General features: G+C 68.2%; 20 protein-coding genes and 1 tRNA gene. 7 read left to right on the forward strand and 14 right to left on the reverse strand.

Translation table 11 applies throughout. From position 1 onward, the window contains the following. Positions 1-363: 363 nt before the first annotated feature. Positions 364-852 (forward strand): hypothetical protein, encoded by a 489-nt coding sequence (locus VKG81_RS06695; protein ID WP_324395054.1) that lies wholly within the window; start codon positions 364-366, stop codon positions 850-852. A gap of 93 nt (positions 853-945) precedes the next feature. Here VKG81_RS06695 and VKG81_RS06700 read toward each other — a convergent pair whose 3' ends face one another. The 5 genes from VKG81_RS06700 to VKG81_RS06720 form a co-directional block, all read right to left on the reverse strand. Then, positions 946-1,317, reverse strand: a complete 372-nt coding sequence (locus VKG81_RS06700) for a hypothetical protein (RefSeq protein ID WP_324395055.1) — start codon at positions 1,315-1,317, stop codon at positions 946-948. Between the two features lie 104 nt (positions 1,318-1,421). Further along, complete coding sequence (locus VKG81_RS06705) at positions 1,422-2,903, reverse strand: dynamin-like GTPase family protein (RefSeq protein WP_324395056.1); 1,482 nt, start codon at positions 2,901-2,903, stop codon at positions 1,422-1,424. Between the two features lie 100 nt (positions 2,904-3,003). Then, positions 3,004-4,872: a dynamin-like GTPase family protein gene (locus VKG81_RS06710; RefSeq protein WP_324395057.1), complete on the reverse strand. Its 1,869-nt coding sequence runs from the start codon at positions 4,870-4,872 to the stop codon at positions 3,004-3,006. Positions 4,873-4,960: 88 nt separating this feature from the next. After that, complete coding sequence (locus VKG81_RS06715; protein ID WP_324395058.1) at positions 4,961-5,785, reverse strand: hypothetical protein; 825 nt, start codon at positions 5,783-5,785, stop codon at positions 4,961-4,963. 38 nt (positions 5,786-5,823) lie between these two features. Next, a complete protein-coding gene (locus tag VKG81_RS06720) occupies positions 5,824-6,372 on the reverse strand; it encodes an Rv0340 family IniB-related protein (RefSeq protein ID WP_324395059.1) in 549 nt (182 codons plus the stop codon). 263 nt (positions 6,373-6,635) lie between these two features. Between VKG81_RS06720 and VKG81_RS06725 the strand changes: the two genes are divergently transcribed. The 4 genes from VKG81_RS06725 to VKG81_RS06740 all read left to right on the forward strand — a co-directional run bounded on the left by VKG81_RS06725 (position 6,636) and on the right by VKG81_RS06740 (position 15,188). Next, positions 6,636-8,423 carry an Hsp70 family protein gene (locus tag VKG81_RS06725; protein WP_324395060.1) on the forward strand — a complete coding sequence of 596 codons (1,788 nt, stop codon included), beginning with the start codon at positions 6,636-6,638 and terminating at the stop codon, positions 8,421-8,423. Positions 8,424-8,441: 18 nt separating this feature from the next. Beyond that, positions 8,442-10,955, forward strand: coding sequence for an isoniazid response ATPase/transcriptional regulator IniR (gene iniR / locus VKG81_RS06730; protein ID WP_324395061.1), 2,514 nt, complete (start codon positions 8,442-8,444; stop codon positions 10,953-10,955). 134 nt (positions 10,956-11,089) lie between these two features. Then, positions 11,090-13,876 carry a 4Fe-4S dicluster domain-containing protein gene (locus VKG81_RS06735; RefSeq protein WP_324395062.1) on the forward strand — a complete coding sequence of 929 codons (2,787 nt, stop codon included), beginning with the start codon at positions 11,090-11,092 and terminating at the stop codon, positions 13,874-13,876. A 22-nt stretch (positions 13,877-13,898) separates the two neighbouring features. Further along, on the forward strand, positions 13,899-15,188 hold the full coding sequence (locus VKG81_RS06740; protein ID WP_324395073.1) for a pyridoxal phosphate-dependent aminotransferase: 1,290 nt from the start codon (positions 13,899-13,901) through the stop codon (positions 15,186-15,188). Between the two features lie 90 nt (positions 15,189-15,278). On the opposite strand, the gene VKG81_RS06745 is transcribed toward VKG81_RS06740, so the two are convergent. Next, positions 15,279-15,659, reverse strand: a complete 381-nt coding sequence (locus VKG81_RS06745) for a heme-binding protein (protein ID WP_324395063.1) — start codon at positions 15,657-15,659, stop codon at positions 15,279-15,281. A gap of 130 nt (positions 15,660-15,789) precedes the next feature. After that, positions 15,790-16,098 carry a hypothetical protein gene (locus VKG81_RS06750; protein ID WP_324395064.1) on the reverse strand — a complete coding sequence of 103 codons (309 nt, stop codon included), beginning with the start codon at positions 16,096-16,098 and terminating at the stop codon, positions 15,790-15,792. A 125-nt stretch (positions 16,099-16,223) separates the two neighbouring features. On the opposite strand from VKG81_RS06750, the gene VKG81_RS06755 reads away from it, so the two are divergent. Continuing rightward, entirely contained in the window at positions 16,224-17,540 is a 1,317-nt protein-coding gene (locus VKG81_RS06755; RefSeq protein WP_324395065.1) for a YibE/F family protein, read from the forward strand. On the opposite strand, the gene rfbA is transcribed toward VKG81_RS06755, so the two are convergent. The 7 genes from rfbA to dcd all read right to left on the reverse strand — a co-directional run bounded on the left by rfbA (position 17,449) and on the right by dcd (position 24,560). Next, positions 17,449-18,315: a glucose-1-phosphate thymidylyltransferase RfbA gene (gene rfbA, locus VKG81_RS06760; protein ID WP_324395066.1), complete on the reverse strand. Its 867-nt coding sequence runs from the start codon at positions 18,313-18,315 to the stop codon at positions 17,449-17,451. The genes VKG81_RS06755 and rfbA overlap by 92 nt on opposite strands. Positions 18,316-18,325: 10 nt before the next feature. Then, positions 18,326-18,703 (reverse strand): nuclear transport factor 2 family protein, encoded by a 378-nt coding sequence (locus VKG81_RS06765; protein ID WP_324395067.1) that lies wholly within the window; start codon positions 18,701-18,703, stop codon positions 18,326-18,328. Positions 18,704-18,720: 17 nt separating this feature from the next. Next, positions 18,721-19,458, reverse strand: coding sequence for a maleylpyruvate isomerase family mycothiol-dependent enzyme (locus tag VKG81_RS06770; protein WP_324395068.1), 738 nt, complete (start codon positions 19,456-19,458; stop codon positions 18,721-18,723). A 4-nt stretch (positions 19,459-19,462) separates the two neighbouring features. Beyond that, complete coding sequence (locus VKG81_RS06775; RefSeq protein WP_324395069.1) at positions 19,463-20,767, reverse strand: cytochrome P450; 1,305 nt, start codon at positions 20,765-20,767, stop codon at positions 19,463-19,465. 27 nt (positions 20,768-20,794) lie between these two features. Continuing rightward, positions 20,795-22,135 (reverse strand): UDP-glucose/GDP-mannose dehydrogenase family protein, encoded by a 1,341-nt coding sequence (locus VKG81_RS06780; RefSeq protein WP_324395070.1) that lies wholly within the window; start codon positions 22,133-22,135, stop codon positions 20,795-20,797. 75 nt (positions 22,136-22,210) lie between these two features. Further along, positions 22,211-23,749, reverse strand: coding sequence for a DUF7159 family protein (locus VKG81_RS06785; RefSeq protein WP_324395071.1), 1,539 nt, complete (start codon positions 23,747-23,749; stop codon positions 22,211-22,213). Positions 23,750-23,984: 235 nt separating this feature from the next. Next, positions 23,985-24,560, reverse strand: coding sequence for a dCTP deaminase (gene dcd, locus VKG81_RS06790; RefSeq protein WP_324395072.1), 576 nt, complete (start codon positions 24,558-24,560; stop codon positions 23,985-23,987). An 80-nt stretch (positions 24,561-24,640) separates the two neighbouring features. Here dcd and VKG81_RS06795 point away from each other — a divergent pair. Beyond that, positions 24,641-24,711, forward strand: a tRNA-Gly gene (locus tag VKG81_RS06795). Position 24,712 lies beyond the last annotated feature (1 nt).

The following is a 24,712-nucleotide window of genomic DNA, read 5'->3' on the forward strand; positions in this document are numbered from 1 at the left end:
GATCGTCGACAAGCTGGGCCCCTGGTCGAATCTCGGCGTAAGCCGGGTCTATACCCAGTTGCTGGACATGTCCGACCTCGCCCACATGGATTTCTTCGCCGCCGAGGTGATGCCGCAGCTGCGGTGACCGGGCGCTCGGTGCGACCGCGCCTTAGGATCGTTGCCCGCGCCACCGGGCGACGACCACGACCGGCTGGATAGCTCTGAACCCGTGCCGTGGCACCAGTCGACCGGCGCCACCACGGCCGCGGCCGTGATGACGCCGACAACGACTCGAACCACCCCGTTCCGGGCAACGCCCACGCTGCATCCGCTTTTCCGCACAACTGAACTCCCGACTGTGCGCGGCCTTAACATCCATCTGTGGCGCAGACAAATCCGCGGGGGCGCTTCGACTATCTGTTTGACGACCTGACCGAGCCCGACGAGGACCTCGGGTACGACGGTCGTGGCCTCGATGCGTATGCGCGCGAGCTTGTGCCGTGGTACCGGACGACTCCGGCGGTGCTGGCGATGGTTGCGATCACGGTCGCCGTCGTCGCGATCGTGGTGTGCGCTGTGCTGTTGGTTTCCCGCCACTCACGCGGCCCCGGCAACACCACCCGCCCACCCGCGTCGGCCACTTCGACGACCGTCGCGACCACTCCTCCGACCAGCGCCCCGCCACCACCGCCGCCGCCGCCCGCCAGCTCGCCACCCGAACCGACGGAGACCCCGTCGGCAGTGATCGTTCCGACGAATCCGCCGCGGGTGCCTCCAAAGCCGCCCCAAACCGGCGTCAACCTCACGCCCATCACCCGCATGCCGATCAGCGTGCAACCCGCGCCCCATCCGGCTTTCCCCCGTTATTGACTGAGGGCAGCAGCTACCATCGGACCCCGTGTCACGCTACGGCCCACCGGATGACCCCAACTACTACTCAGGGCAGCCGCCCGGTTACCCCGGCTACGGCCAGCACCCGCCTGGCGAACCGCCGGGACCGCCGGGCGAGCCCCCGACACCGTGGTACCAACAGCCGTGGGCGTACTTCCTGTTCGGCGTCCTGGCCGCGGTCACCCTGGGACTGGCGATCTTCGCGATCGTGAAGCTGACAACCGGCCCGTCGAACAGCGTCCCGGCGACGACCACAACGGCGACCACCACGGCGACCACCACCTCGGTCGCCCCGACGACGACCACCGTCACGTCCACCGAGACGACGGCACCGATGACCACCACGACCGAAACGCCGACCACCACGACGACCCAACCCACGACCACGACGACCACGACCATGCCCAGCACCACGATCAGCACGAGCACCAGCACGGTGACCATCACTGCCCCGCCGGGGCAGTGACGACTCAGGAGGACAGTGACGACTCAGGAAAGACAGTGAGGACTCAGGAGGGCAGTGACGACTCAGGAAAGACAGTGCGGACTCAGGAAGAGTAGGAGTACTGCGCCACGAGGGCTTCGGCGCTGCGCACCGCGGCGTGGCATGCGCGCGTGGTGAACGGGTCGTTGAGGGGATGCTCGGCGCGTCGTCGCCAGCGTTGCGCCGCCGCGAACGCGGCTCGGGGCCCGTCGTAGGGCGCATCGGGCGTTAAACCCAGCCTGCTCGCCGCGTCGGTCCCCCAGCCGCCGATGATCCGGCGCAGCGAAGCGATCTCGTCCTCATTCAACGTCGTTGGCCGCGAATGCAGTTGGCTCAACAACCTGAGCTCCTCGAACGCGTGCGTGTCAGCCAGCAGCGGGTCGATGTCGGCGATGATGTAGCGCTTCGGCGGGATCGGGTTGACCTCGACGAACCGCCGCAACGACAACAGCGCCGTGTGCGCCTTGAGGAGGTCGGAGCGCTGCGCGAACTGCTGGTCGATGACATCGCGCAGCGCCACCAGGCCGCTGCGGTCCAGCAGCTCGTCGGCCAGCGCCACCGAATCACTGACCCCTGACCGCAGCACCGCGATCGAAATCCGGATGCCGAACATCCCGAACCGGTCCAGCAGCTGCGCTCGGGTGGCCGCATCCACCGGCAACGGGCTGTCCTCGCGCACAAAGCGATCGGCGGACAACATCGTCTTCGCCAATTCAGCCGGCTCCACGCCCGCCAGCTTTTCGAGCGCCACGAACTCGCTCTGTCTCAGCGTCCGGGCAGTCAGCGCCAGCAGCCCCGATACCGGCACAACGGCCTGACAGATGCCGGTCTTGTCCATTTCGGCGGTGAACCGCTTGGCCACGTCGGCCGCCGAGAGCATCGCGTCGATCCGGCCGGCACCGATCTCGTCTGCGCGAGACGCCACCCCGATCACGCCCAGCGCACCGGCCGACCCGCCGACAAGCTCGCCGATCTGCTTGAGCAGCGCGATGTCTGCTGCGTTGAGCGTGCGCAGCAGAAAGACCACCGCGTCGACGCGTGGCACGCCGTCGTCGGGCACAAGCAACCGCAGCGTGCGCTCCGAGACGTCGCTGTTCAGCGAAGACGTCCCGGGTGTATCGATGATCGTCGCATCGATCAGCTCGGCCGCCGGCCATTCCACGTCGAGGTCGAGCACCTCGCTGGGATCCAGGCTGCCGAAGTCGAAGGACAGGCCACCGTCGCGAATGATGGCGACGTTGGACCGCCGGCCGCCGCGGTCGTTCGCGGTGACCTTCGGCGTGGGGCCGTGGCGAAACCAAGTGACGATGCGGGTCGCCTCGGTGGCGTCGGTGGGCGCGATGTCCTCGCCGACCAGGGCGTTGACCAGCGTTGACTTGCCCGCCTTCAACGTGCCGGCCAGCGCGATGCGAATTGGCTGGTTGAGCCGCTGACCGATGCGCTCCAACTCGTTGTGTACGTCGGGACGGTTCCGGTAGGCGGGATCGTTGTGGTAAGCGCGGATCGTGCCGCCCAGAATGGCGCGCACTTGATCGCTCGTGCTCACCGCTCGTTTCCTTCCGCCCCGGTGTGACGTTCCGAGTTTAGTGGTGCGGCGCCGGGGTTAGCTGGCAGCGGACACCCATCAGCGTGGGCACTCGCCGCGGCTACCGGCGCAGTCCGACGCGCGGGTGCGGCCCGGTGGTGTCCGCAGGCTTCGCCGCCGTCAGCTCCGCCGCCTTCGCGGTCACCTGGTTGAGGATGTTGAGCTGCCGGTCGAGTTCGGCGATGCGGGCGTGGCGCTCGTTTTCTTCTAGCCGTGCCGATGCGATCGTCGCCTGCAACGATTCGTTGAGCGAACGGGTGGTCTGGTTGGCGATCCCGCGGTAGTGGTCACGCAGCTGCCGCTGAACGGCCTTGAGGCGGTCGCGGGATTCCTTGGTGACGACGAACGAGATGTCGTCGACGAACCGGCGGACATTGTTCTTCGCCTCGCCGCGGACCCGCAGCATCCGGTTCTCCATGTCCTCCTTGTAGGCCTTGCGGCCCAGCAGCAGTCCGGCCCCCATCGACAGCGGGTTGAACATGCCCAGGCCCGCAAGCGAAGTCAGCATGCCGAACATCAGCACGCCGCCGTAAGAGCCGCGCATGCTGGTGACGATCTTGTGGCCCTTGCCGATTGGCTTACCCTCCATCCGCGCGAGCGACTTGAATCCGCCGAAGCTGGCGCCCATTTCGCTCGCGGACAGCTCGGGCAGCTTGACCGCTTCCAGGCCGGCCTCGACGAACGTGCGTGCGACTTCGGCCGCCAGCACCTCGGCCCGCTGGTAGGCCCAGACGAAGTTGTCGCCGACGGCCTTGGCGACCGCCTGCTCGAGTTCGGCGCCGATCTCGGCCCAGTGCAGCGTCGGGTCGCAGGAGTCGATGACCTTCTCGGTGTGTGAGGTGATCGCGCGGAACCGCGACCGCAAGTCGTGGTCGACGTCGGCGGTCAGATCGGCGATTCCGTCGTTGAGCACCTGCTGCCACAGCGCCGTCTGCTGCAGCGCGTCCTGGGCATCCTGCTTGCGTCGCTCCAGATCGGCGGTGAGCGCCTCACGCGCCTCCGGATCGTTGAGCGCGGACCGCTCCGAACCCACCGATAACGTCAAATGCTCGGCAGCCGAACGTAGTTCGGCGATCACCTGGTCACGCACCCGGTCGTTCTCACGGGAGAGCACCTTGTCGCTGAGGAATTTGACGATCGCCGGGAAGTTGGACTCGTCGTTGAGCTCCTTGTCATTGAGCTGGATGGCGTGGCTGCGCAGCAGCGACGACGCAGGGATCATCGGCACGTTGACACCCGCGCGCTGCAGGTGAGCGTGGTTGGCGTCGACGATCTTTCGCCAGTGCGGGTAGAGGTCGGTTTTCGTCGCGACGATCGCCGCGACGGGGCAGATCTCGAACGCCTGCCGCATGAACGTCATCTCCGGCTCGGTGAACTCCTGGCTGCTGTCGCTGACCATCAGCATCGCGTCCGCCTCCGGCAGCAGGCCCAGGGTCGCGTTCAGGTGCGGTTGGCCGTGGCCGCCCACCCCGGGGGTGTCGATGAACACCAGCCCGCCCTTGAGCAGCGGGCTCGGTGCCACCACCTCGACCCGCACCACCTCGCGGCCGCCGGCCTGCGGAGCACGGCGCAGGTCATTGTTGATGTCGGCCGTCGGTATCTCGATCGCTTCGATCTCGCCGTCGGACGTGGCCACGATCAGCTGTGCCAACGGTTCGTCGCCGTAGACCACGATCGTGGTGAGCACCGTGGTCTCGTCGTCGCCCACGCGGGAAACCGGCATGTTCAGCAGCGAGTTCAGCAACTGGCTCTTGCCCTGCTTCAGCTGGCCCGCGATCACCACCCGGATCTGCGGGTCGGTGATGCGGTCCAGGGCGGCTGTGAGCCGCTCCACGAGATCGCCGCGGTCGTTGGTCTCGGCGATCTTGCGGGTGTGGTCGATGAGCTCGACGATGACCCGCACCTGCCGCGGGTCGATTGGCTGCGTCACCCCTGACTCCTTGATCGACTGCATTTACCGTACGCACGACCCGGCGGGGACCATCGCGGTCCCCGCCGGGCCGTGTGTTCGGCGACGATCAGAACCCGAGGTGGGTTTCCATCCCGGTGTTCTGGTGGCTGGTCTGGTGGATCGACGTGTTGGCGTGCACCGAGTTGTCGTACGACGAGCTGTTGTCGTGCACCGAGTTGTCGTGTACGGAGCTGTCCGCCAACGACGTCGAGTGCACCGAGTCGTCGTGCACCGAGTTGTCGGTGGTTGTCGACGAGGTGTGCACGACGTGGGTGCTGTTGTCCACGCCGTTGGTGTTGGCGCTGCCGTGGATGCTCGTCGTGGTCTGGTTGCCGTTTACCGTCGACGTGTTGCCGTCGGCCACCGACGTCGTGCCGTTACCGGAGGTCTGGATGACCGTGCCGTCGTGCGAGGTGAGCACGTCGCCGTTGGCGGCGACGTTGCCCTCGCTGATCCCGTTGTGGTCGCCGACCGCGACGCTGGAGTGCGAGCCGGTGTGGATGTCGCCGTTGTTGACGGTGTTGCCGTTGCCGAGGACCGCCCCGTCACCGCTGACGATGTCGCCGTGGTTCAACCCGGCGATCGCGACGGCGCCGGGGCCCTGCGCGGTGGTCTTGTTGCCCAGCGTGATGTCGCCCATCTCGAAGTTGATGCTGTGGTTGTCCTCGATGTTGGTGGTCGGGCTCAGGATGCTGTTGCCGCTCGCCAGATCCGTGCTCGGCGCAAGGGCGGTCTGCGGGGCCCACGACGGCGCCCAGGCGGACGGCGAGTAGTCGGGCTGAAAGCCCTGAAAGCCCCCGAAGCCCTCGAAGCCCTCGAAGCCCTGGCCGCCGTAGTAGTCCGACACCGCCCGTTGCAGGCCGACGACGGGGTCGCCGTCGCCCAGCGCCATGCTGGGCCCGAAAACACAGGGGGGCTGGGGTCGGATACTCAGAAGATGTCGAAGCCGGGGTGCTCCGCCGCGAACCCGTGGTCGTCGCCGGGGTGGTGCTCGTGGACGCCGGGATCGGTCACCCCGCTAGCCACGTCGTCGGCAACGTGCACTTCGTCGGCGGGCATGGGTTGATCGAGCCCTGCGCCGAAGGGGTGTAGGTCCGGGCCCACATCGGCGGCATAGTTCACCCCGGGGTCCAGCGGATGGTCGATCGCATGGTTGACCGGCTGGTCCACCACGCCGGCGCCCGCCGGATGCGGATCGACAATGGCCGGATCGGGGACGTGATCGGAGAACGCGTCGAACGCTGCCGTCGCCGCGCCGCTGGCCCACACGTTGTGGTCGGGGGTGTCGGCGCTGTGGCCGCCTGGCGTGGCCATTGACAGCGACTCGGAGACGACGGGAATCAGGTTGTTGACGTCGACGCTGGTGACGTCTGTGAGGTGCGCGTCCGCGATCGCCTGCGACGGGTCTGCCGCGTAGCGTGCGGCGGCGTCGGGATCTCGCACGATCGACATGACAAAGTCGAGCAGTGAGTTGGCCATCACGCAATTCCTTCGCGTACGCACGCATCAGCCGTTATTTACTGCCCCGATGGTATCGATCACCAGCTAATAACGGATCGGTGTCGATCCCACGCCGATGCCCTGACCGTTAGGGGACTTGCCATTAGGGGCTTGGCAGGTGTTAGGGGATGTCGCATGCTGGTTGGCTCCGTCAGCCGCTATGGTGAGGAACGGCCGGACCCGTTTTCCACCACACCCACCTCCACGACAGACCCCTCGACGACAGGAACGTGCGACCAATCATGAGCGACTCAGTGGGGTTGTCGATTGGGATGACCCGCCTCGTCGCGGCGCGTGTGGGCGATACCCCGGTCACGCGTCGCGCGGTGTTGACGCTATTTCCACATCGCGCGCCCGAAGTCGGAGTGCCGTCGGAGAACCCGAACCTGACCGAACCCGGGCTGGTGATGACCGGATTCGTCGAACGCGTCGGCGACCCTGTACCACTTGTCGCTCCCGACGGCTCCACGCACCGGGCCGACCAGCTGCTCGTCGAGGCACTGGACGCGATGGTGTCTGCGCTCGGCGGCCCGCCGCCGTCAGATGTCACGATCGCCGTGCCCGCGCACTGGGGCCCGGCGGTCCTCGGCGCGCTGCGCGGCACGCTGCGTACCAAACCGAATCTGTCGCCGCGCGGCGTCGCGCCGCCGCTGGTTTCCGACTCGGCCGCGGCATTGGCCGCCCTGCAGGTCAGCCCGGGCCTGCCGAGCAGCGGGATCATCGCGCTGCTGGACTTCGGTGCCACCGGCACCAACATCACGCTGGCCGACGCCGCGAACAACTTCGAGCCGATCGACCAGACCGTCCACTACACCGAGTTCTCCGGCGATCAGATCGATCAGGCGCTGCTGACCCACCTCCTGGCCGACATCAGCCAGGCCGGCGGCATGGACCCGACCGGCACCGTCGCGGTGGGCGCGCTCACCCGGCTGCGCGACCAGGCGCGCCTGGCGAAGGAACAACTGTCGGCCGAGACTGTCGCGGAGTTGCCCGCCGACCTGCCGGGCTACCGCTCCGATATCCGGGTGACCCGCAACGAGCTCGAAGGCCTGATCCGCGGCCCGTTTGCCGGCGTCATCTTCGCGTTGGAAGAGTTGCTGCAGCGCAACAGGATCGCAGGCGCCAATCTTGCGGCAGTGGCCACGGTCGGCGGCGGCGCAAGCATCCCACTGATCACCCAGCGGCTCTCCGAGCATTTCCGGGTGCCCGTTATCACGACCCCGCAGCCGGCACTCAACACCGCCGCCGGGGCGGCGCTCATCGCCTCGCGTGGTCCCGCCGATGCGCCGACCGGGCTGGCTGGCGCGGCCGACGTGCCGACCAGCATGGGCGAAACAGCGTGGGCCGCCGGGGCCGCCGGACTGGCCGCGGCGGAATCGGCCGCCGACGGTGCGGCCTCGGCCACGTTCCGTGCGCTGGCTTGGTCAGAGGAGCAGGGTGGCGCCAACGAGCCGGTGCCCTATTCGGGAAACGACTACGACTACGACCCGGGCGCGACCGGTGCCCGTCCGCAGTTGGATTTCCTGCCGCCCGAGGAGCCGGTGCCCGTCGAGGAGCCGCTGCCGTGGTACCGCCGCCCACAGCTGATCTTTGCTGCGGCCGCAGTGCTTCTGCTGGCCGCAGTCGGTGGCTTGGCTTACACCCTTACAGGTAACAGCAGCAGTTCGGGTGGGACGTCGACGGCCACGTCCCGGGCCGTCACCAATCCCGAGTCCCCGGGAGTACCGCTGACCCAGACCGTGACAGTCACCGGCAGCAACGGCAGCCCAACCGTGGTCGCTCCGCCGACATCACCTCCGGCCCCCGGCCCGACCCCGACGTCGGAGCAGCCCAGCACCACCACCGAGACGACCACGACGACCGAGCCGACGACCACCACCTACACGACCACCACCACTCAACCGACGACGACGACACCGCCGGTGACCACGACCAGTGCCGCCCCGCCGACCACCAGCGCCGCCCCACCGACATCGAGCGCCCCGCCCACGTCGCGCCGGCCGATAATCACCCTCTTCCCCCACGGGTGACCGCGAAGCATCGAAGCCATGACCAGCCCGCCGTCGACTGACATACCGACGCCGGCGCGCGAATTGATAGGCGTGCTGACCGCCGACCCGAAAACGCCGGCGAAGATCCTCGTCGTCGGCGGCATGGGCACGGGCAAGACCACGGTGCTTGCCGCCGTGCGGGCAGCACTCCGCTCGGCCGGTGTGCAAGTGTCGGCGCGCCCACCCGCGCCGGGAGATCCGGCCACGGTCGCCCTCGTGGTCGACGACGCCCATTTGCTCTCGGACGCGGAACTCGAAGCGCTGACCGAGCGGGCCGCCGACCCCGGATCGACGGTTGTCGTCGCCACCGAGGCGTACCAGCATCACGGACCGCTGCGGACGCTGACCGTGGCGATGGAGCGCGAGAACCCGGTCGTGGTGCTCGGCGCGCTGCCGACCAACGAGTTGCACCGCGCCGCGGTGGCGGCGATGGGCGGCCCGCCGTCGGCGGAGGTCGGCCGCGCCCTGATGTCGGCCACCGCCGGGCTTCCGTTCCTGGTACGCGCGGCGCTGCAGGGCCTCCACGGCCCAGGTGACGGCCAGCCGGCGGTGACCATCGCCCAGGCCGCCCGGTTCGCATTGATCGCCCGGCTGCGCGCCGTCGACGAAGGTGTCCTCGACACGCTGCTCATCGCGTCGTTGAGCCCCGACCTCGGCGCGGCCGACGTCGCCGAAGCACTGGGCGTGGCGCCCGAGGAGGCGCAGCTGCTCGTGGACAGAGCCCGGGGCAGCGGCCTGATCGAGCCCTCGCACAGCCCGTCGTTTCTGCGGTCGGTGCACCGCGCTGTCGCCCAGCTCGTCGGCGCGGCCCGCCACCATGAGATCGAAAAGTCGCTTTTGACGAGTCAATTCGAGCTGCAGACGCTGTCGACGGATCTGGCGCTGCGGCTCGCCGAGCACGGCGTGCGCGACGAGCGGCTGGCCGGTGCGCTCGAAACCCAGGCCGAACAGTCCGGCCAGCCCACCCAGGCCGCGCGGCTCTACCGTGCCGCGGTGGACGCCGGGGCGAACCGGCTCAACGCCCGGCTCGCCGATGCCCTGGCACTGACGGGCGACTGCGCAACGGCCGCACGCCTGGCCGACGACCTGCTTGCATCCGAGGACGCGGGGCAACGCGCCGCCGCGGTCCGCATCGCGGCGTCTGTCGCCGTGCACGACGGCAATGCCGGCCAGGCCGCCGATCTGTTCCGGTGGCTCGGGCCGCATCCCGACGCGGTGGTCGGCGCCTCCGGGGCCGTCGTGCTGCTCGGAGCCGGAGACGTCACCGCGGCCCGTAGCGCGCTCGCCGCTCAGGACGCCGGGCCGCCCACGACCGCCGCGCGCGCCGCGCGCAGCCTCGCCGAGGGGCTGCTGCTCACCCTTGACCAGCCGTTCTCAGCCGCGACCGGCCGGCTTGGCCAGTCGCTGACCGGCGAACCGGCGTCGCTCGGAGTCGCACCCGACACCGCCGCCGCACTGGTCACGCTCGCCGCGCTGCACGGAGGTGACACGGTGCGGGCCCGCAGCGTGATCAGCCGGGCAGTTCGCGCCGGCGGCGACGATTCCCAGTTCGCGCACCGCCACCGGCTGCTGCTCGGCTGGGTCAAGATGCTCGACGGGCAGCTCGCCTCGGCGGGCGTGGACGTCGCCGGCGTCGGTGATGCCCCGCTGCACCGCCGCGACGCGCTGTGGGCCGCGGCGCTGCGCACGGGCCTGGCCCGCCGCAGCGGCGACGGCGGCGCGCTGCAGAAGAACTGGTATGCGGCCATCGAGGTGCTGGCCGAGTACGCGATTGACCTGTACTCGCTGCTGCCGCTCGGTGAGCTGTGGATCGCCGCCGCGCGGCTTCATCAGGTGGACCGTCTGCAGCACACCCTGGATCAGGCGTTCGCGCTGCTCGAGCGGCTCGGCAACCCGGTGCTGTGGTCGGTGCCGCTGCACTGGGCGGGCGTGCACGCCGGGATCTTGGCGAACTTCCCTCAGGCCGTCGCGCCGCACGGTAAGGCGCTGACGGCGGCCGCCGCCGACAGCGCGTTCGCGAAATCCCTCGCACAGGCGGGAAGGGTGTGGCTTCGGGTGCTGGCCAACCACGTCGACACCGACGAGGTGACGGCTGCAGCGCGCGGCCTTGCCCAGTTCGGCCACACCTGGGACGCCACCCGGCTGGCCAGCCAGGCGGCGCTGCAGACCGGCGACGCGCGGGTGTCCGGCGCGATGCTGCAGCTCGCCCGGGACCTGAAGATGGCCTCCGCCGCGGACGAGACGGAGGCCGCGCAGCCGCGAGGAGCCATTCCGGCCACCCTGACCGAACGGGCGAGCCCGGCCGGGTCCGCCGCGCGGCTGTCCGAACGCGAACGCGAGGTCGCCGAACTGCTGCTGCTCGGCCTGCCGTACCGCGACATCGGCGGCCAGCTGTTCATCTCGGCGAAGACGGTCGAGCATCACGTCGCGCGGATCCGCCGCCGCTTGGGTGCCGAGTCGCGTTCCGAGATGCTGTCGATGCTGCGCGCGATGCTCGCCCCACCGGGCTGACCATAACTTAGGACAGCCTATGTCGTGCAGGGCACCTGCGGGATGTCAATATGAGCAGGCAGGTATATCAAGTTACTGGCCAGTAACTTGATCGAAGTTACTATTGAGTAACTTATGAACTCGGGAGGCGACGCGTGACCACGCAGACGCTGATCAGGCTGATAGTGGGCCTATCGATGACCGCGATCGTGGCGGTGCTGGCGGTCCGGCGGGTCCTGTGGCTGGTGAACTTGATCCGCTCCGGGCAGTCGGCCGAGAGTCGCACCGACGACCTCGGCGAGCGCATCAAGACCCAGATCATCGAGGTGTTCGGTCAGGTACGGCTGCTGAAGTGGACAATCCCCGGCCTGGCCCACTTCTTCACGATGTGGGGCTTTTTCATCCTGATCACCGTCTACATCGAGGCCTACGGCACGATCTTCCAGCCGAACTTCCACCTCCCGTGGATCGGCCGCTGGGCGGCGCTGGGCTTCCTGCAGGACTTCTTCGCGGTCGCGGTGCTGGTGGGCATCACCACGTTCGCCGTGATTCGCATCATGCAGGAGCCCAAGGAGCATGGGCGCGCGTCGCGGTTCTACGGCTCGCACACCGGCGGTGCGTGGCTGATCCTGTTCATGATCTTCAACGTCGTCTGGACGTATGCGTTTTTCCGCGGGGCGGCGGTCAACACGGGCAACTTCCCGTACGGGAACGCCGCATTCACATCGCACCTGATGGGCATGTTGCTGCACCCGCTGGGGCCGCACGCCAACGAGATCATCGAGACCGTCGCGCTGATGCTGCACATTGCGGTCATGCTGATCTTCCTGCTGATCGTGTTGCACTCGAAGCACCTGCACATCTTCCTGGCACCGTTCAACGTCACGTTCAAGCGGCTGCCCAATGCCCTCGGACCGCTGCTTCCGGTGGAGTTCGAGGGCAAGCCGATCGATTTCGATGACCCGCCGGAGGACGCCGTGTTCGGCCGGGGCAAGATCGAGGACTTCACCTGGAAGGGCATGCTCGACTTCGCGACCTGTACCGAATGCGGGCGCTGCCAGTCGCAGTGTCCGGCGTGGAACACCGGAAAGCCGTTGTCACCAAAGCTCGTGATCATGGACCTGCGCGATCACTGGATGGCCAAGGCGCCCTACATTCTGGGCACCGAGCCGTCTCCGATGGAGGGCCTCGACCTCGAGACCCCGAAGGAAGAGGCGCACCACGTTCCGGAATCCGGATTCGGGCGCATCCCCGGCTCGGGCCCGGCGCAGGCCCTTCGCCCGCTGGTCGGCACCGAGGAGCAGGGCGGCGTTATCGACCCGGACGTGCTGTGGTCGTGCACGACATGCGGCGCATGCGTCGAGCAATGTCCGGTGGACATCGAGCACATCGACCATATCGTCGACATGCGCCGCTACCAGGTGATGATGGAGTCGGAGTTCCCCTCGGAGCTCGCCGGGCTGTTCAAGAACCTCGAAACCAAGTCCAACCCGTGGGGCCAGAACGCCAAGGACCGCGTCAACTGGATCGACGAGGTCGATTTCGACGTGCCGGTGTACGGCGTGGACACCGACAGCTTCGACGGCTACGAGTACCTGTTCTGGGTCGGCTGCGCCGGCGCGTTCGAGGACCGGGCCAAGAAGACGACCAAGGCCGTCGCCGAGCTGCTGGCCATCGCGGGGGTCAAGTATCTGGTGCTGGGTGCCGAGGAGACCTGCAACGGGGACTCGGCGCGCCGGTCCGGCAATGAATTCCTGTTCCAGCAGCTGGCGACGCAGGCCGTCGAGACGCTCAACGGCGTGTTCGAAGGAGTCGAGACCGTCGACCGAAAGATGGTCGTGACCTGCCCGCACTGCCTCAACACCATCGGGCGCGAATACAAGCAGCTGGGCGCCAACTTCACGGTGCTGCACCACACGCAGCTGCTGAATCGGCTCGTGCGCGACAAGAAGCTGGTGCCGGTCGCACCTGTCAGCCAGGACGTCACCTATCACGACCCGTGCTACCTCGGCCGCCACAACAAGGTGTACGAGGCGCCGCGCGAGCTGATCGAGGCCTCCGGTGTGGCGCTGCGCGAGATGCCGAGGCACGCCGAAACAGGGTTCTGCTGCGGTGCCGGCGGTGCGCGGATGTGGATGGAAGAGCACATCGGCAAGCGCGTCAACCACGAGCGCGTCGACGAGGCGCTGATGACCGACGCGTCGAAGATCGCGACCGGGTGCCCGTTCTGCCGCGTGATGATGACCGACGGGCTCACCGACCGCCAGGAGGCCGGCAAGGGCGAGGGCGTCGAGGTGCTGGACGTGGCGCAGCTGCTGCTCGGCGCGATCGACAAGAACACCGTGCAGCTGCCGCCGAAGAAGATGCCGGAACCGGCCGCCACGGCCGCGACCGCAACTGCGCCGACGAGCGCGCCCGCCGAGGCGCCGGCCGTGCCCACGGGTGACGGGGCCGCGCAGAAGGAGGCCAAGCCGGTCACCGGCCTGGGTATCGCAGGCGCCGCAAGGCGGCCCGGCGCCAAGAAGGCAGCTCCCCCGCCCGCGGCCGAAAAGCCGGCTGCCGCAACACAAGCACAGCCCGTAAAGGGTCTCGGCATCGCAGCGGGTGCGATGCGACCGGGAGCGAAGAAGGGCGCTCCGGCCGCCGAAAAGCCAGACCACGAAGGCGAACCCACGGTGGTTCAGCCACCCAACGCCGACCCGGCGAAAGCCGAGCCGGTCCAGGCCGCACCGGCGAAGGGCCTCGGTATCGCCGCCGGAGCCAAGCGCCCGGGCGCGCGCAAGACGGCTGCCGCGCCGCAACCCGGGCCCGCAGAACCTGCGGCCGAGACATCGACCGCGAAAGCCGAAGCGCCTCAACAGCAGTCGGATGGCGGCGCGCCCACACCGCCGGTCAAGGGTCTCGGCATCGCGCGCGGTGCGCGGCCGCCGGGTAAACGCTGAGGTGATCAATCGGCGAAATTCGCTGGACAGCGATGGGACCATGGTTGACGTGACCACTCATCAGCTGCCGTGGCACACCGGCCATCACCCTAGGCAGCGCACGTTCGCCCAGTCGACCAAGCTGCAGGACGTCCTGTACGAGATCCGCGGGCCGGTGCACGACCACGCGGCGCGGCTGGAGGCGGAGGGTCACCGGATCCTGAAGCTCAACATCGGCAACCCGGCGCCGTTCGGGTTCGAGGCGCCCGACGTGATCATGCGCGACATGATCCAGGCGCTGCCCTACGCCCAGGGCTACTCCGACTCCAAGGGCATCCTGTCGGCCCGCCGGGCCGTGGTCACCCGGTACGAGCTGGTTGAGGGCTTTCCGCGTTTCGACGTCGACGACGTCTACCTCGGCAACGGTGTCTCCGAGCTGATCACGATGACCCTGCAGGCACTGCTGGACAACGGCGATCAGGTGCTGATTCCCGCGCCCGACTATCCCCTGTGGACCGCGTCGACGTCGCTGGCCGGCGGCACCCCGGTGCACTACCTGTGCGACGAGACGCAGGGCTGGCAGCCGGACACCGCCGACATCGAGTCGAAGCTCACCGAGCGCACCAAGGCCATCGTCGTGATCAACCCGAACAACCCGACCGGCGCGGTGTACAGCCGCGAAGTCCTCGCCCAGATCGCGGATCTGGCCCGCAAGCACCAGCTGTTGCTGCTCGCCGACGAGATCTACGACAAGATCCTCTACGACGACGCCAAGCACGTGGCGATGGCGTCGGTGGCTCCCGACGTGCTGTGTCTGACATTCAACGGCCTGTCCAAGGCATATCGGGTCGCGGGTTACCGCGCCGGCTGGCTGGCGATCACCGGGCCTAAGGAACACGCAAGCAGTTTCATCGAAGGCATCAGCCTCCTGGCCAACATGCGGCTGTGCCCCAATGTGCCTGCGCAGTATGGCATTCAGGTCGCGCTCGGTGGCCACCAGAGCATCGAGGACCTGGTGCTGCCGGGCGGCCGGCTGCTCGAGCAGCGCGACGTTGCGTACTCGAAGCTGAACGACATCCCGGGGGTTTCCTGCGTCAAGCCCCAGGGCGCGCTGTACGCGTTCCCGCGCCTCGACCCGGAGGTGTACGACATCGTCGACGACGAGCAACTCGTGCTCGACCTCCTGCTGCAGGAGAAGATCTTGGTCACCCAGGGCACGGGCTTCAACTGGCCTGCGCCTGATCACCTTCGCATCGTCACGCTCCCGTGGGCACGGGACCTGTCCGCTGCCATCGAACGGCTCGGCAACTTTCTGGCCGGCTACCGGCAATAAGAGTATCGTTGCCGCGCATCGCGATACGGCCCGATCTATCCCAGGACCCCTGCCTGTTAGGGCTTCTCGATCAGAGGCCGTCCGCCGTGACTACTGGCAGCGGTTCTGCAGGTCCACCAACGGCTGGCGAATGCCCTGAAGGTCCGATTGAACCTGCGGATTGGCATTCAGATAGTCCTGGACCTGGGAACGAATGGAGTCCCGCGGCTGACCCTTCAGGCTGGTGAAGTAGGCGTTGACGTCGGGGTGTGTGAAGAGGTAGGTGGACGTCGACGCTGCGACGCCGGCCGAGACTCCTGCCAGGTCGGCCGCCGTGCAGTTCGGCGGAGCCGGTGCCGGCGCGGGCGGAGGTGGCGGTGGCGGATCGGCCATCGCGGCGGGAGCCGCGCCGAAGAGGACTGCGCCAGCCGTCGCGGCGGCGCCTATTCCACCAACAACCGCGCGGCGGGTGGCGTCGCTGAAGATCAACATGTACAGCTCCTTCATTACGCGTCCGAGACGCGGTGGGTGATCACCCACACCCGAAACGATAAGCACACCGAACGCTTTCCCGCGTTCGATTAACGATTTTGAGAGCCGTTGGCAGACGTCTCGACGACGCTTAGCCGCCGCCGGGACGGCCGCCGCCGCCGGGCCGAAGGCCCCCGCCCCCGTTGTTGCCGCCCCCGCCACCAAAGACCAGAGTCACGCCGCCGTCGCCGCACAGCCAGTCGTCCTGGCACGGATACGGGTAGTAAAGACCACCCGTCGACGGCGCCGGCTGGCCTCCGCCACGCACGCTGCCCTGCGCACAGACTGTCGCCCCGCCGCTGTATTGACATTCGGCAGACGCCGTCGGTGCAACGACAATTCCGGATGCCGCGGCCGCCGCCAGCAGCCCCCCGACGAGATAACGCTGTTTGACCGTCACGGCTCCAGCTCCTGACCGCGAACGCCGCATTCCACCGAAGCCTAGCCGTTCCGGTCCGGCCGACGTGGGGAAACACACAGAAACCGCAAGGAGCCATCGCATCTGCGACGCCTACGCTGTTGCGCGTGGCGCACGCACATTCGCACTCGCACGGGTCAGACGCCGGTCCGGTACCGCTGGGTCCGCTGGCAGCCAGGATCGTCGTCGGTTCACTGATCGCGATCGGCGCTGGGGTCCTCATCGGGGCGGTTCTGTTGTGGCCGAGCCGTCAGAAGGTCGACATTCCACTGCCCTTCCAGAACGCCAATGGCGGCGCGGTGACCACCGTGGCGGGCCATGTCGTCTCCAGCGGTATCGGACCGTGCGGAAGCCCCTCTGCGGGAAAGGTTTTGACCGCATCACCGGTTCCCGGCGCCACGGGGGGCGCCCAGTGCTCGCAGGCGCTGATCGCGATCGACTCCGGGCCCAACGCCGGCGCCGATACGCTGCTCGAATTCAGCCCCGGACCGGGGCAGCCGCAACTGAAAGCCGGCGACCACATCCGGATCATCCGCCAGGTCGATCAGCAGGGCGCCACGAGCTACGGGTTCTATGACTACGAGCGGACGTGGCCGCTTGTCGGCATCGCCGTGCTGTTCGCGCTGGTCATCGTCGCGGTCGCGCGGCTGCGCGGGTTGCTCGCCCTGGTGGGCATCCTTGTGGCGTTCCTGGTGCTCGTGGTTTTTCTGCTGCCCGCGCTGCGCGACGGCGCCCCTGCCGTGCCGGTGGCGTTGGTGGCCTCGGCGGCGATCCTGTACGTGGTGATCTACCTCGCCCACGGCGTCAGCCTGCGCACCAGTGCCGCGCTGCTGGGTACCCTGACGTCGCTGATACTGGCCGCGCTGCTGTCCTGGGCGGCGATCGGTCTCGCACACCTCACCGGGCTGTCCCAGGACCAGAACTCCGAGGTCGCCGCGTATCTGGGCAACGTGTCGATCACCGGTCTGCTGCTGGCGGGCTTCATCATCGGCTCGCTCGGTGTGCTCAACGACGTCACCGTCACTCAGGCGTCGACGGTGTTCGAGCTGGCCAATCTCGGAACGGGCACCACACGTCGCGCGGTGTTCCTCGGCGCGATGCGTGTGGGACGGGACCACATCGCGAGCACCGTCTACACGCTGGTGCTGGCCTACGCCGGCAGCTCGCTGCCGCTGCTGCTGCTGTTCTCGGTCGCCAATCGGTCGCTGAGTGACGTATTGACCAGCGAGAGCGTGGCCATCGAGATCGTCCGCTCCGCCGTCGGCGGTATTGCGCTGGCCCTTTCGGTGCCGCTGACCACAGCGATCGCCTCGGTGCTGGCCACCCCGGGTGCTACCGCCGGTCGAGCAGCTCCAGCAGGTAACCGCCATAGCCCGACTTCACCAGCTCGTGCGCCCGGGCCTCCAGCTGCTCGTCGTCGATGAAGCCGACCCGCCACGCAACCTCTTCGGGGACGCTGATTTTCAGCCCCTGGCGCCGCTCGATCGTGCGGACGAAGTCGCTGGCGTCGAGCAGCGAGTCGAATGTTCCGGTGTCCAGCCACGCTGTCCCGCGGGCCAGCACCTCGACCGAGAGTTGGCCCCGATTGAGGTAGATCTGGTTGATCTCGGTGATTTCGTACTCGCCGCGATCCGACGGGCGCAGTGACTTCGCGATTTCGACGACGTCGTTGTCGTAGAAGTACAGGCCCGGCACGGCGTAGTGCGATTTGGGGGTCGCCGGTTTCTCTTCGAGCGCCAACGGGATTCCGTCGTCGCCGAACTCCACGACGCCATAGGCGGATGGGTTGGCCACCCGGTAGGCGAAAATAGCCCCGCCGCTGACCTTTTGGAAACGACGAAGGCTGGTGCCGAGCCCCGGGCCGTAGAAGATGTTGTCGCCCAGCACCAATGCCACCGAATCGTCACCGATGTGCGGCGCACCGATCACGAAAGCCTGGGCCAGACCATCGGGGTGGTCTTGCACCGCGTAGCTGATGTCGATGCCGAACGCGGACCCGTCGCCGAGCAGCCGGTGGAAGGCCGCAGCGTCGGGCGCGGTGGTGATCACCAGGATGTTGCGGATGCCGGCCATGATCAGCGTGGACAGCGGGTAGTAGATCAACGGCTTGTCGTAGACGGGCAGCAGCTGCTTGCTGACGCCCATCGTGATCGGGTACAGCCGAGTGCCCGAGCCGCCCGCGAGGATGATCCCGCGCATAACACGAAGCCTAAGCGACCGTGAGGTCGTCCTCGGTCAGCTCCGTCGCGGCAAGGGCGGAGGCGAGGTCTTCGTGGCGGAACACGGACGTGACCTTGTCGTGGACCACGCGGAAGGCCGACGCCATCATGGACACCGTGCCGGGCTGCGCCGCGGTGCGCACCTGCTGCTCGACGACCACCACACCGTCGTGCACGTACATCCGGCCCGGCTCGGCGGTGAATCCGGATGTGGTCGCCCATCGGCGCAGCGCGTCTTGGCCCTGCATGGCTCCTTGTGCGTCTCCGACATCGATGTCGTCGCTCGACAGCTCGACCAGTGTGTCCAGGTCCGAGGCGTTCAACGCGTCGTGCCAGGCCAGGACGGTCGCGATCTCCGAAGTGGTCATGGTTGCAAGTTTGTCCGTCAGAACGGGGTGTGGTCCAGCCAACGCCGCCAGATGTCGGCCTTGCCGCTGACCGCGACCCGGGGATCATCGGCAGCCAGCCGCCGCACAGTGGTGAGCAGGAGCGCAGTCGCCGGTCCGCTGACAGTCGCGTCGGCATCGTCGGTGTGCCCGGCCGACAGGCGCACGCCACCCCCACCGCCCCGCAGTGTCCACTCCGCGCCGTCGTCGGCGTGCAGATGCAGGATCTCGCCGTCAGAAAGGGGCATTGGCTCCTCGGTGGCCTGGACCGCGACACGTTCCAGCCACTCCGTCAGGCCGTCGGCCGCCAGCTCGGCTGGGAGTCGAAACTCCGTTCCGAGGGCCAGCGCCGCGTCGGCGCGGTGTATCACGACTTCGTGCAGCCGGCGTCGGACCCACCACGATGCGGGCCGGGGACCGAGGAAAGTCCAGACCTCGACATCGCCGCCGACCCGTCTGGCGGCGTCGACGACGTCCAGTGCGCCGCCGCGCAGCCACTCGATCGTTCCGTCGGCGTCATCGGGCGGCCTGCCGTTACGCACCGTCCGCGGGTCGAGATAGTCGGTCAGCCGGTCGTCGATGATCTGGGCCGCCCACCGGTCCCCGCGGCCGACGTGGCGTAGCAGCTGCTTGAGCGTCCAGCCGGGGCAGGTGGGCACCGGGGTAGCCGGGTCCGCGCTGCGCAGCAGCTCAGCGAACAGGTTGTTCTCCGCCAGTAGCGCCACCGGGTAGTCCACGTCATTAACTTACTGCGCTGCGGGCCGCGCCGAGCGCAACTGGCAGCGACGACCATCCGCGCAACACCCTGGTGTCACGCCGGGCACCGCCGCCGGCGAGGCGCGCGTCGGGATAGCGCTCGAAGAAGCTCCGCAGCCCGACTTCGCCCTCGGCGCGGGCGAGCGCTGCGCCGAGGCAGAAGTGCCTGCCGCCCGAGAATGAGAGATGCTTGTTTGCGTTGGGGCGTTCGATGTCGAAACGGTGCGGATCTTCGAAGACGGCGGGGTCGCGGTTGGCGCCGGCCAGGTAGATCACGACCAGCTCGCCGCGGCGCATCGTCGCGCCGGCGACACCGACGTCCCTGCGGGCGGCCCGGCCCGTCATCTGAACCGGGGAGTCGAGCCGCAGGATCTCCTCGACCGCGTTCGGCCACAGCTCGGGGCGTGCGGCCAGCGTCTCGAGGTGCTGAGGGGCTTCCAGCAGCATCTTGATGCCGTTACCCAGCAGGTTCACGGTGGTTTCGAACCCGGCGGCCAGCACCAGGCCCGCGGTGGCCTGCAGCTCGCGTTCGTCGAGCCGGCCACCCTCGTCGGCGGCCTGGATCAGCTGGCTCATGAGGTCGTCACCGGGGTTGCGGCGCAGCTGTCGCAGGTGCTCGGCCAGCCAGGCATTGAAGCCCTCGATACCGCGGTAGACCCGCATGTACTGCTTCCACGACACGCCGAAGTCGAGGCTGGGCGCGGCCAGTTCGCCGAAATTCAGGATCTGCTGACGGTCCGCATCGGGCACGCCGAGGATGTCGGCGATGACGGTGACGGGCAGTTGCGAGCAGTACCGCTCAACGATGTCGACGGTGCCGCGCTCGGTGGCCAAGTCCTCGAGCAGCGCGTTCGCCGTCTCCTCCACGCGGTCGCGGAGGGCGGCAACGGCCCGTGTGGTGAAGACCGACGACACCAGCTTGCGATAACGAGTGTGTTGGGGTGGTTCGACGGAAAGCAACGACGGCGGCTCCAGCGGGTGCAGTAGCCCGGTGTCGGTGTGCTCCACCACCCAACGCAGCGGGTTCGGCAGGTTCGAACCCATCGCAAGTACCCGAAAGTCATCCGACCGGAGCAGGTCGTGGGCGAGTTCGTGATCGACGGTGAGGTAGACGGCCCGGCTTCGTACCAGCCTTCCCATCGACCGCAGTTCCTCGATGAACTCGATTGGGTTGGCCCGCACGGCGGGGTCCGCGACCAGCCGGCCGCGAGGATCGCCGCGGCGAGCCCCGATCGACGCCGCCGCCCGGACCACCCCGTGCAGTGCCGCCCAGCGGATCCGTCGCTTCATGGATCCGAGCTTAGCGTCGCGACAGCGCTATGCCGCCGGCGGTTCGGCGACGCGCCGCCCCAGCGCATGGACCCGCCACCCGGCGCGTGTCCATCGCGCTATATCGAGGCAATTGCGGCCGTCCACAATGACTTTCGCGCGTACCGTACCGGCCAGCTCGTCGGGGTCCAGGTCGACGAACTCGCGCCACTCGGTCAGGACAAGCACCGCGTCGGCGCGGTCGCACGCCTCCACCACCGATGTCGAGTAGTTCAGGGTCGGGAAGATTCGCTGCGAGTTCTCCATCGCCTTGGGGTCGTAAACGTTGACGGTCGCGCCATTGAGCTGCAGCATGCCGGCCACGTTGAGGGCCGGCGAGTCGCGGACGTCGTCGGACTCGGGTTTGAACGCCGCGCCCAGCACGGCGATGTTCGCACCGAGCAGTGATCCACCGCATGCCTTGGTCGCCAGCTCGACCATCAGCGCGCGGCGCCGCATGTTGATGCTGTCTACCTCGCGAAGGAAGGTCAGCGCGTGACTGGCGCCGAGTTCGCCTGCGCGGGCCATGAACGCGCGGATGTCCTTGGGCAGGCAGCCGCCGCCGAAACCCAGTCCGGCGTTGAGGAATCGGCGGCCGATGCGCGGATCGTAGCCGAGCGCGTCGGCGAGGACGGTCACGTCGGCGTCGGCGGCCTCGCACACCTCGGAGATCGCGTTGATGAACGAGATCTTGGTCGCCAGAAAGGCGTTGGCCGACACCTTCACCAGCTCGGCGGTCTGCAGATCGGTGAGCAAAAACGGCACGCCGGCGTCCAGCAGCGGCGCGTAGAGTTCGCGCACCGCGGCCTCGGCGCGAGCTGAATCGCGTTGCACGCCGAGCACAATCCGGTCTGGATGCAGGGTGTCGTGCACCGCGTAGCCTTCCCGCAGAAACTCCGGATTCCAGGCCACTTCGATGTCCACCCCGTCCGGGGCCAGCGCGCGTGCCCGCGTCGCGAGCTCCGCCGCGGTGCCGACGGGAACCGTGGACTTGCCGACAACGACCGCCCCCCGGCGCAGCCGCGGCACCAGCATGTCGATAACGGCGTGCACATAGCGCAGATCGGCGGTGTACTCGCCCTTCTTCTGCGGGGTACCCACACCGAGGAAGTGCACGTCGGCGAACTCGGCTGCCAGGTCGTAGTCGGTGGTGAACCGCAGTCGGCCCGCTGCGAGGTTGTCGCACAGCATCTTTCGCAGGCCTGGTTCGTAGAACGGCACATCACCGGCCGCGAGTTTGGCGACCTTGCCGGGATCGATGTCGACGCCGACGACCTCGTGCCCGAGCTCAGCCATCCCAGCGGCGTGTGTGGCCCCCAAGTAGCCCGTGCCGAAGACGGTGCACCGCATACCACCTGTATAGGAGGCGGCGATGAGCTAACCGCGTCGTGACACTTAGCGGCAGGCCAACAGCAGGTAACGGACTTAGTCGCCGGGCCACCACGGCGCACGCGGCCCGCCCGACCCGGATCCGGGCCCGTAGCTGCCCGGGCCCGTACCTGAACCAGGCCCGTAGCCGCCGGACCCGGAGCTTCCGGAGCCATTCGGGTACTGCGGGTAGTCAGGCACCTGGCTCTGAGACGGTGTCTGCGGCCACTGCTGCTGCGGCGACTGGGGGTACTCCTGCTGCGGCGGGTACCACGGCGGCCGCTCGTGCTCCGGCGGCCGGAAGATCGGCCGCTGCGGGAACCCGATGGTCGGCGCGGGCGGCGGCACATACACCGGCGGCGGAGCGGCCGGCGGTGGCGTGTAGACCGGCGGCGGCGCGGCCGGCGGGTCCGGCAGGGGTGCGGGCGGGCCGGCCGGAGCGGGCGGCGGCACCGCGGCGGGGGCCGGGGCCTGGGGAGCGGGCACGTCGGCGACCGCCGCGCGGGGTGCCGGAGCCTGCGGCTGCGGCGCCTGCTGCACCACGGGCACCGGCGCCGGGATGGTCTCCGGTGCGGGCGGCTGCTGCGCCTGGGGCGCCGCCGGCGCGACCGTGCTGGGCAGGATCACGCTGTCGCCCGGGCTGGGACGCTGGTCGACCGTCGGCCGGATGCTCACGGCCAACGAGATCACCAGCGCGACCACGCCGACCACGAAAATCGCGGTGAGTGAGCTGCCGACCAGTAGGAAAGGCTTGCGGCCCTCCTCGAGCGGTCCGGGAACGTCGGCCGCCGCGGCCTCAACCGCCACCGCACCGACAGGGGCGAGTTGGGTGGCGGCCGCGGGGTCGACGGCATAGACCGTGCCGGCGGTGGTGCCGTCGGGGTCCTGCGAGTAGGCCAGCCCCACGGTGGACGCTTCGAACCGGGGCGCGTTGGCCGCGGCCAGCGCGGCGCCACGGGCGAGGGCCAACTCGCCGTCTTCCGGCGCGCTGACGGGGATCGACACCAGGTTTTCGAGGTGCGCCTTCACCGAGCCGACGTCGACGCCGGAGCCGACGACGAACATGGCAGCCGGGCGCGCGTCGTGCTCCTCCAGGCTGGCGACCATCCCGGCCAGCACGCTCATCGCGTCGGCGCTGTGCAGGCTGCGGCTGTCCACCTTGACGATGGAGCCATCGGATGTCTCGACGACCGAGAGCGTCGCGGTGTCGCGCTCGATGAACACCAGCGCGGTCTTGTCGTAGCCGACCGCCCGGCCCGCTGCCCGGGCCAGTGCGCCCGCCGCGTGCAGCTCCGAGAACAATGTCACGTCGTCGATGCCGCGTAGGGCTAACGCTTCGCGCAGCGCGGCCGCTTCGTCGCGGTGACTCCACGTGACGCCGGTCGCCACCAGTTTGTGACCACCTGCGGTGGCGCTTTCCTGTGTGCCCAGCACGGCGGCGATCACCTGTTGCGGTGCGCTCGGCGTTGCCGAGCCGTCGATTGCGGTGATGTCGAAAACGTCGTGATCGACGGTCAGGCCGTCGGCTCTTTCGCCTTCGACCAGCACCATGCGGACCGTCGTGGGTGTCATCGACACGCCAAGTACGATCTCCACTGCCCCTCCACATATTTGCTACGTAGCCAAAGTCACTGTGGGCACGTCCGCCAATTAAGCCGTCAACTGATCCTTCATCGGATCAACCGCCTCCGGCGTTACGTCCCCCGCCGTTAGCTGATCTCTGCGAAGTCGCAGGTTGACGGCGGCGCCGCGACCCTCGAAAGGGCCCGCACGATAGACCCTACCTGCGTACCACGATATGTGCGCCGGATGGGTTCAGGCGACGGTATTTTCAGCCGGCAGGCGTGTGGAAATTCTGATACGAACGCGACGGCGTTGGACCGCGCTGGCCTTGGTACTTCGACCCGGCTTTGGCGCTGCCATAGGGGTGTTCGGCCGGGCTCGTCAAACGCAACAGACATAGTTGGCCGATCTTCATGCCGGGCCACAGTGTGATTGGCAGATTGGCGACGTTGGATAGCTCGAGGGTGATGTGCCCGCTGAAACCGGGGTCGATGAAGCCGGCAGTCGAGTGGGTGAGCAGCCCGAGCCTGCCCAGTGAGGACTTGCCTTCGAGCCGTCCGGCCAGGTCGTCGGGCAGGGTGCAGAGCTCCAGGGTCGACCCCAGGACGAACTCCCCTGGGTGAAGCACGAAGGGCTCCCCTTCCAATGGCTCGACGAGGCTGGTCAGCTCGTCCTGCTGCTGGGCAGGGTCGATGTGGGTGTAGCGGGTGTTGTTGAACACCCTGAACAGGCTGTCTAGTCGCACATCGACGCTGGACGGCTGGACCAGCCTCTCGTCGAACGGATCGATGCCCAGGCGTCCGGCGTCGATTTCGGCTCGGATGTCGCGGTCGGAGAGCAACACGCGACGAGCGTATCGGCTGGCCTCTCGCCGGAGGCGGTGTACCGAGCGCCGGTTGCTGCTAACCTTCGTGACCGGACATTGCCGATGTAGTTCAATGGCAGAACATCAGCTTCCCAAGCTGAATACGCGGGTTCGATTCCCGTCATCGGCTC

It is taken from the genome of Mycobacterium sp., assembly GCF_035314905.1.
GTDB lineage: Bacteria > Actinomycetota > Actinomycetes > Mycobacteriales > Mycobacteriaceae > Mycobacterium.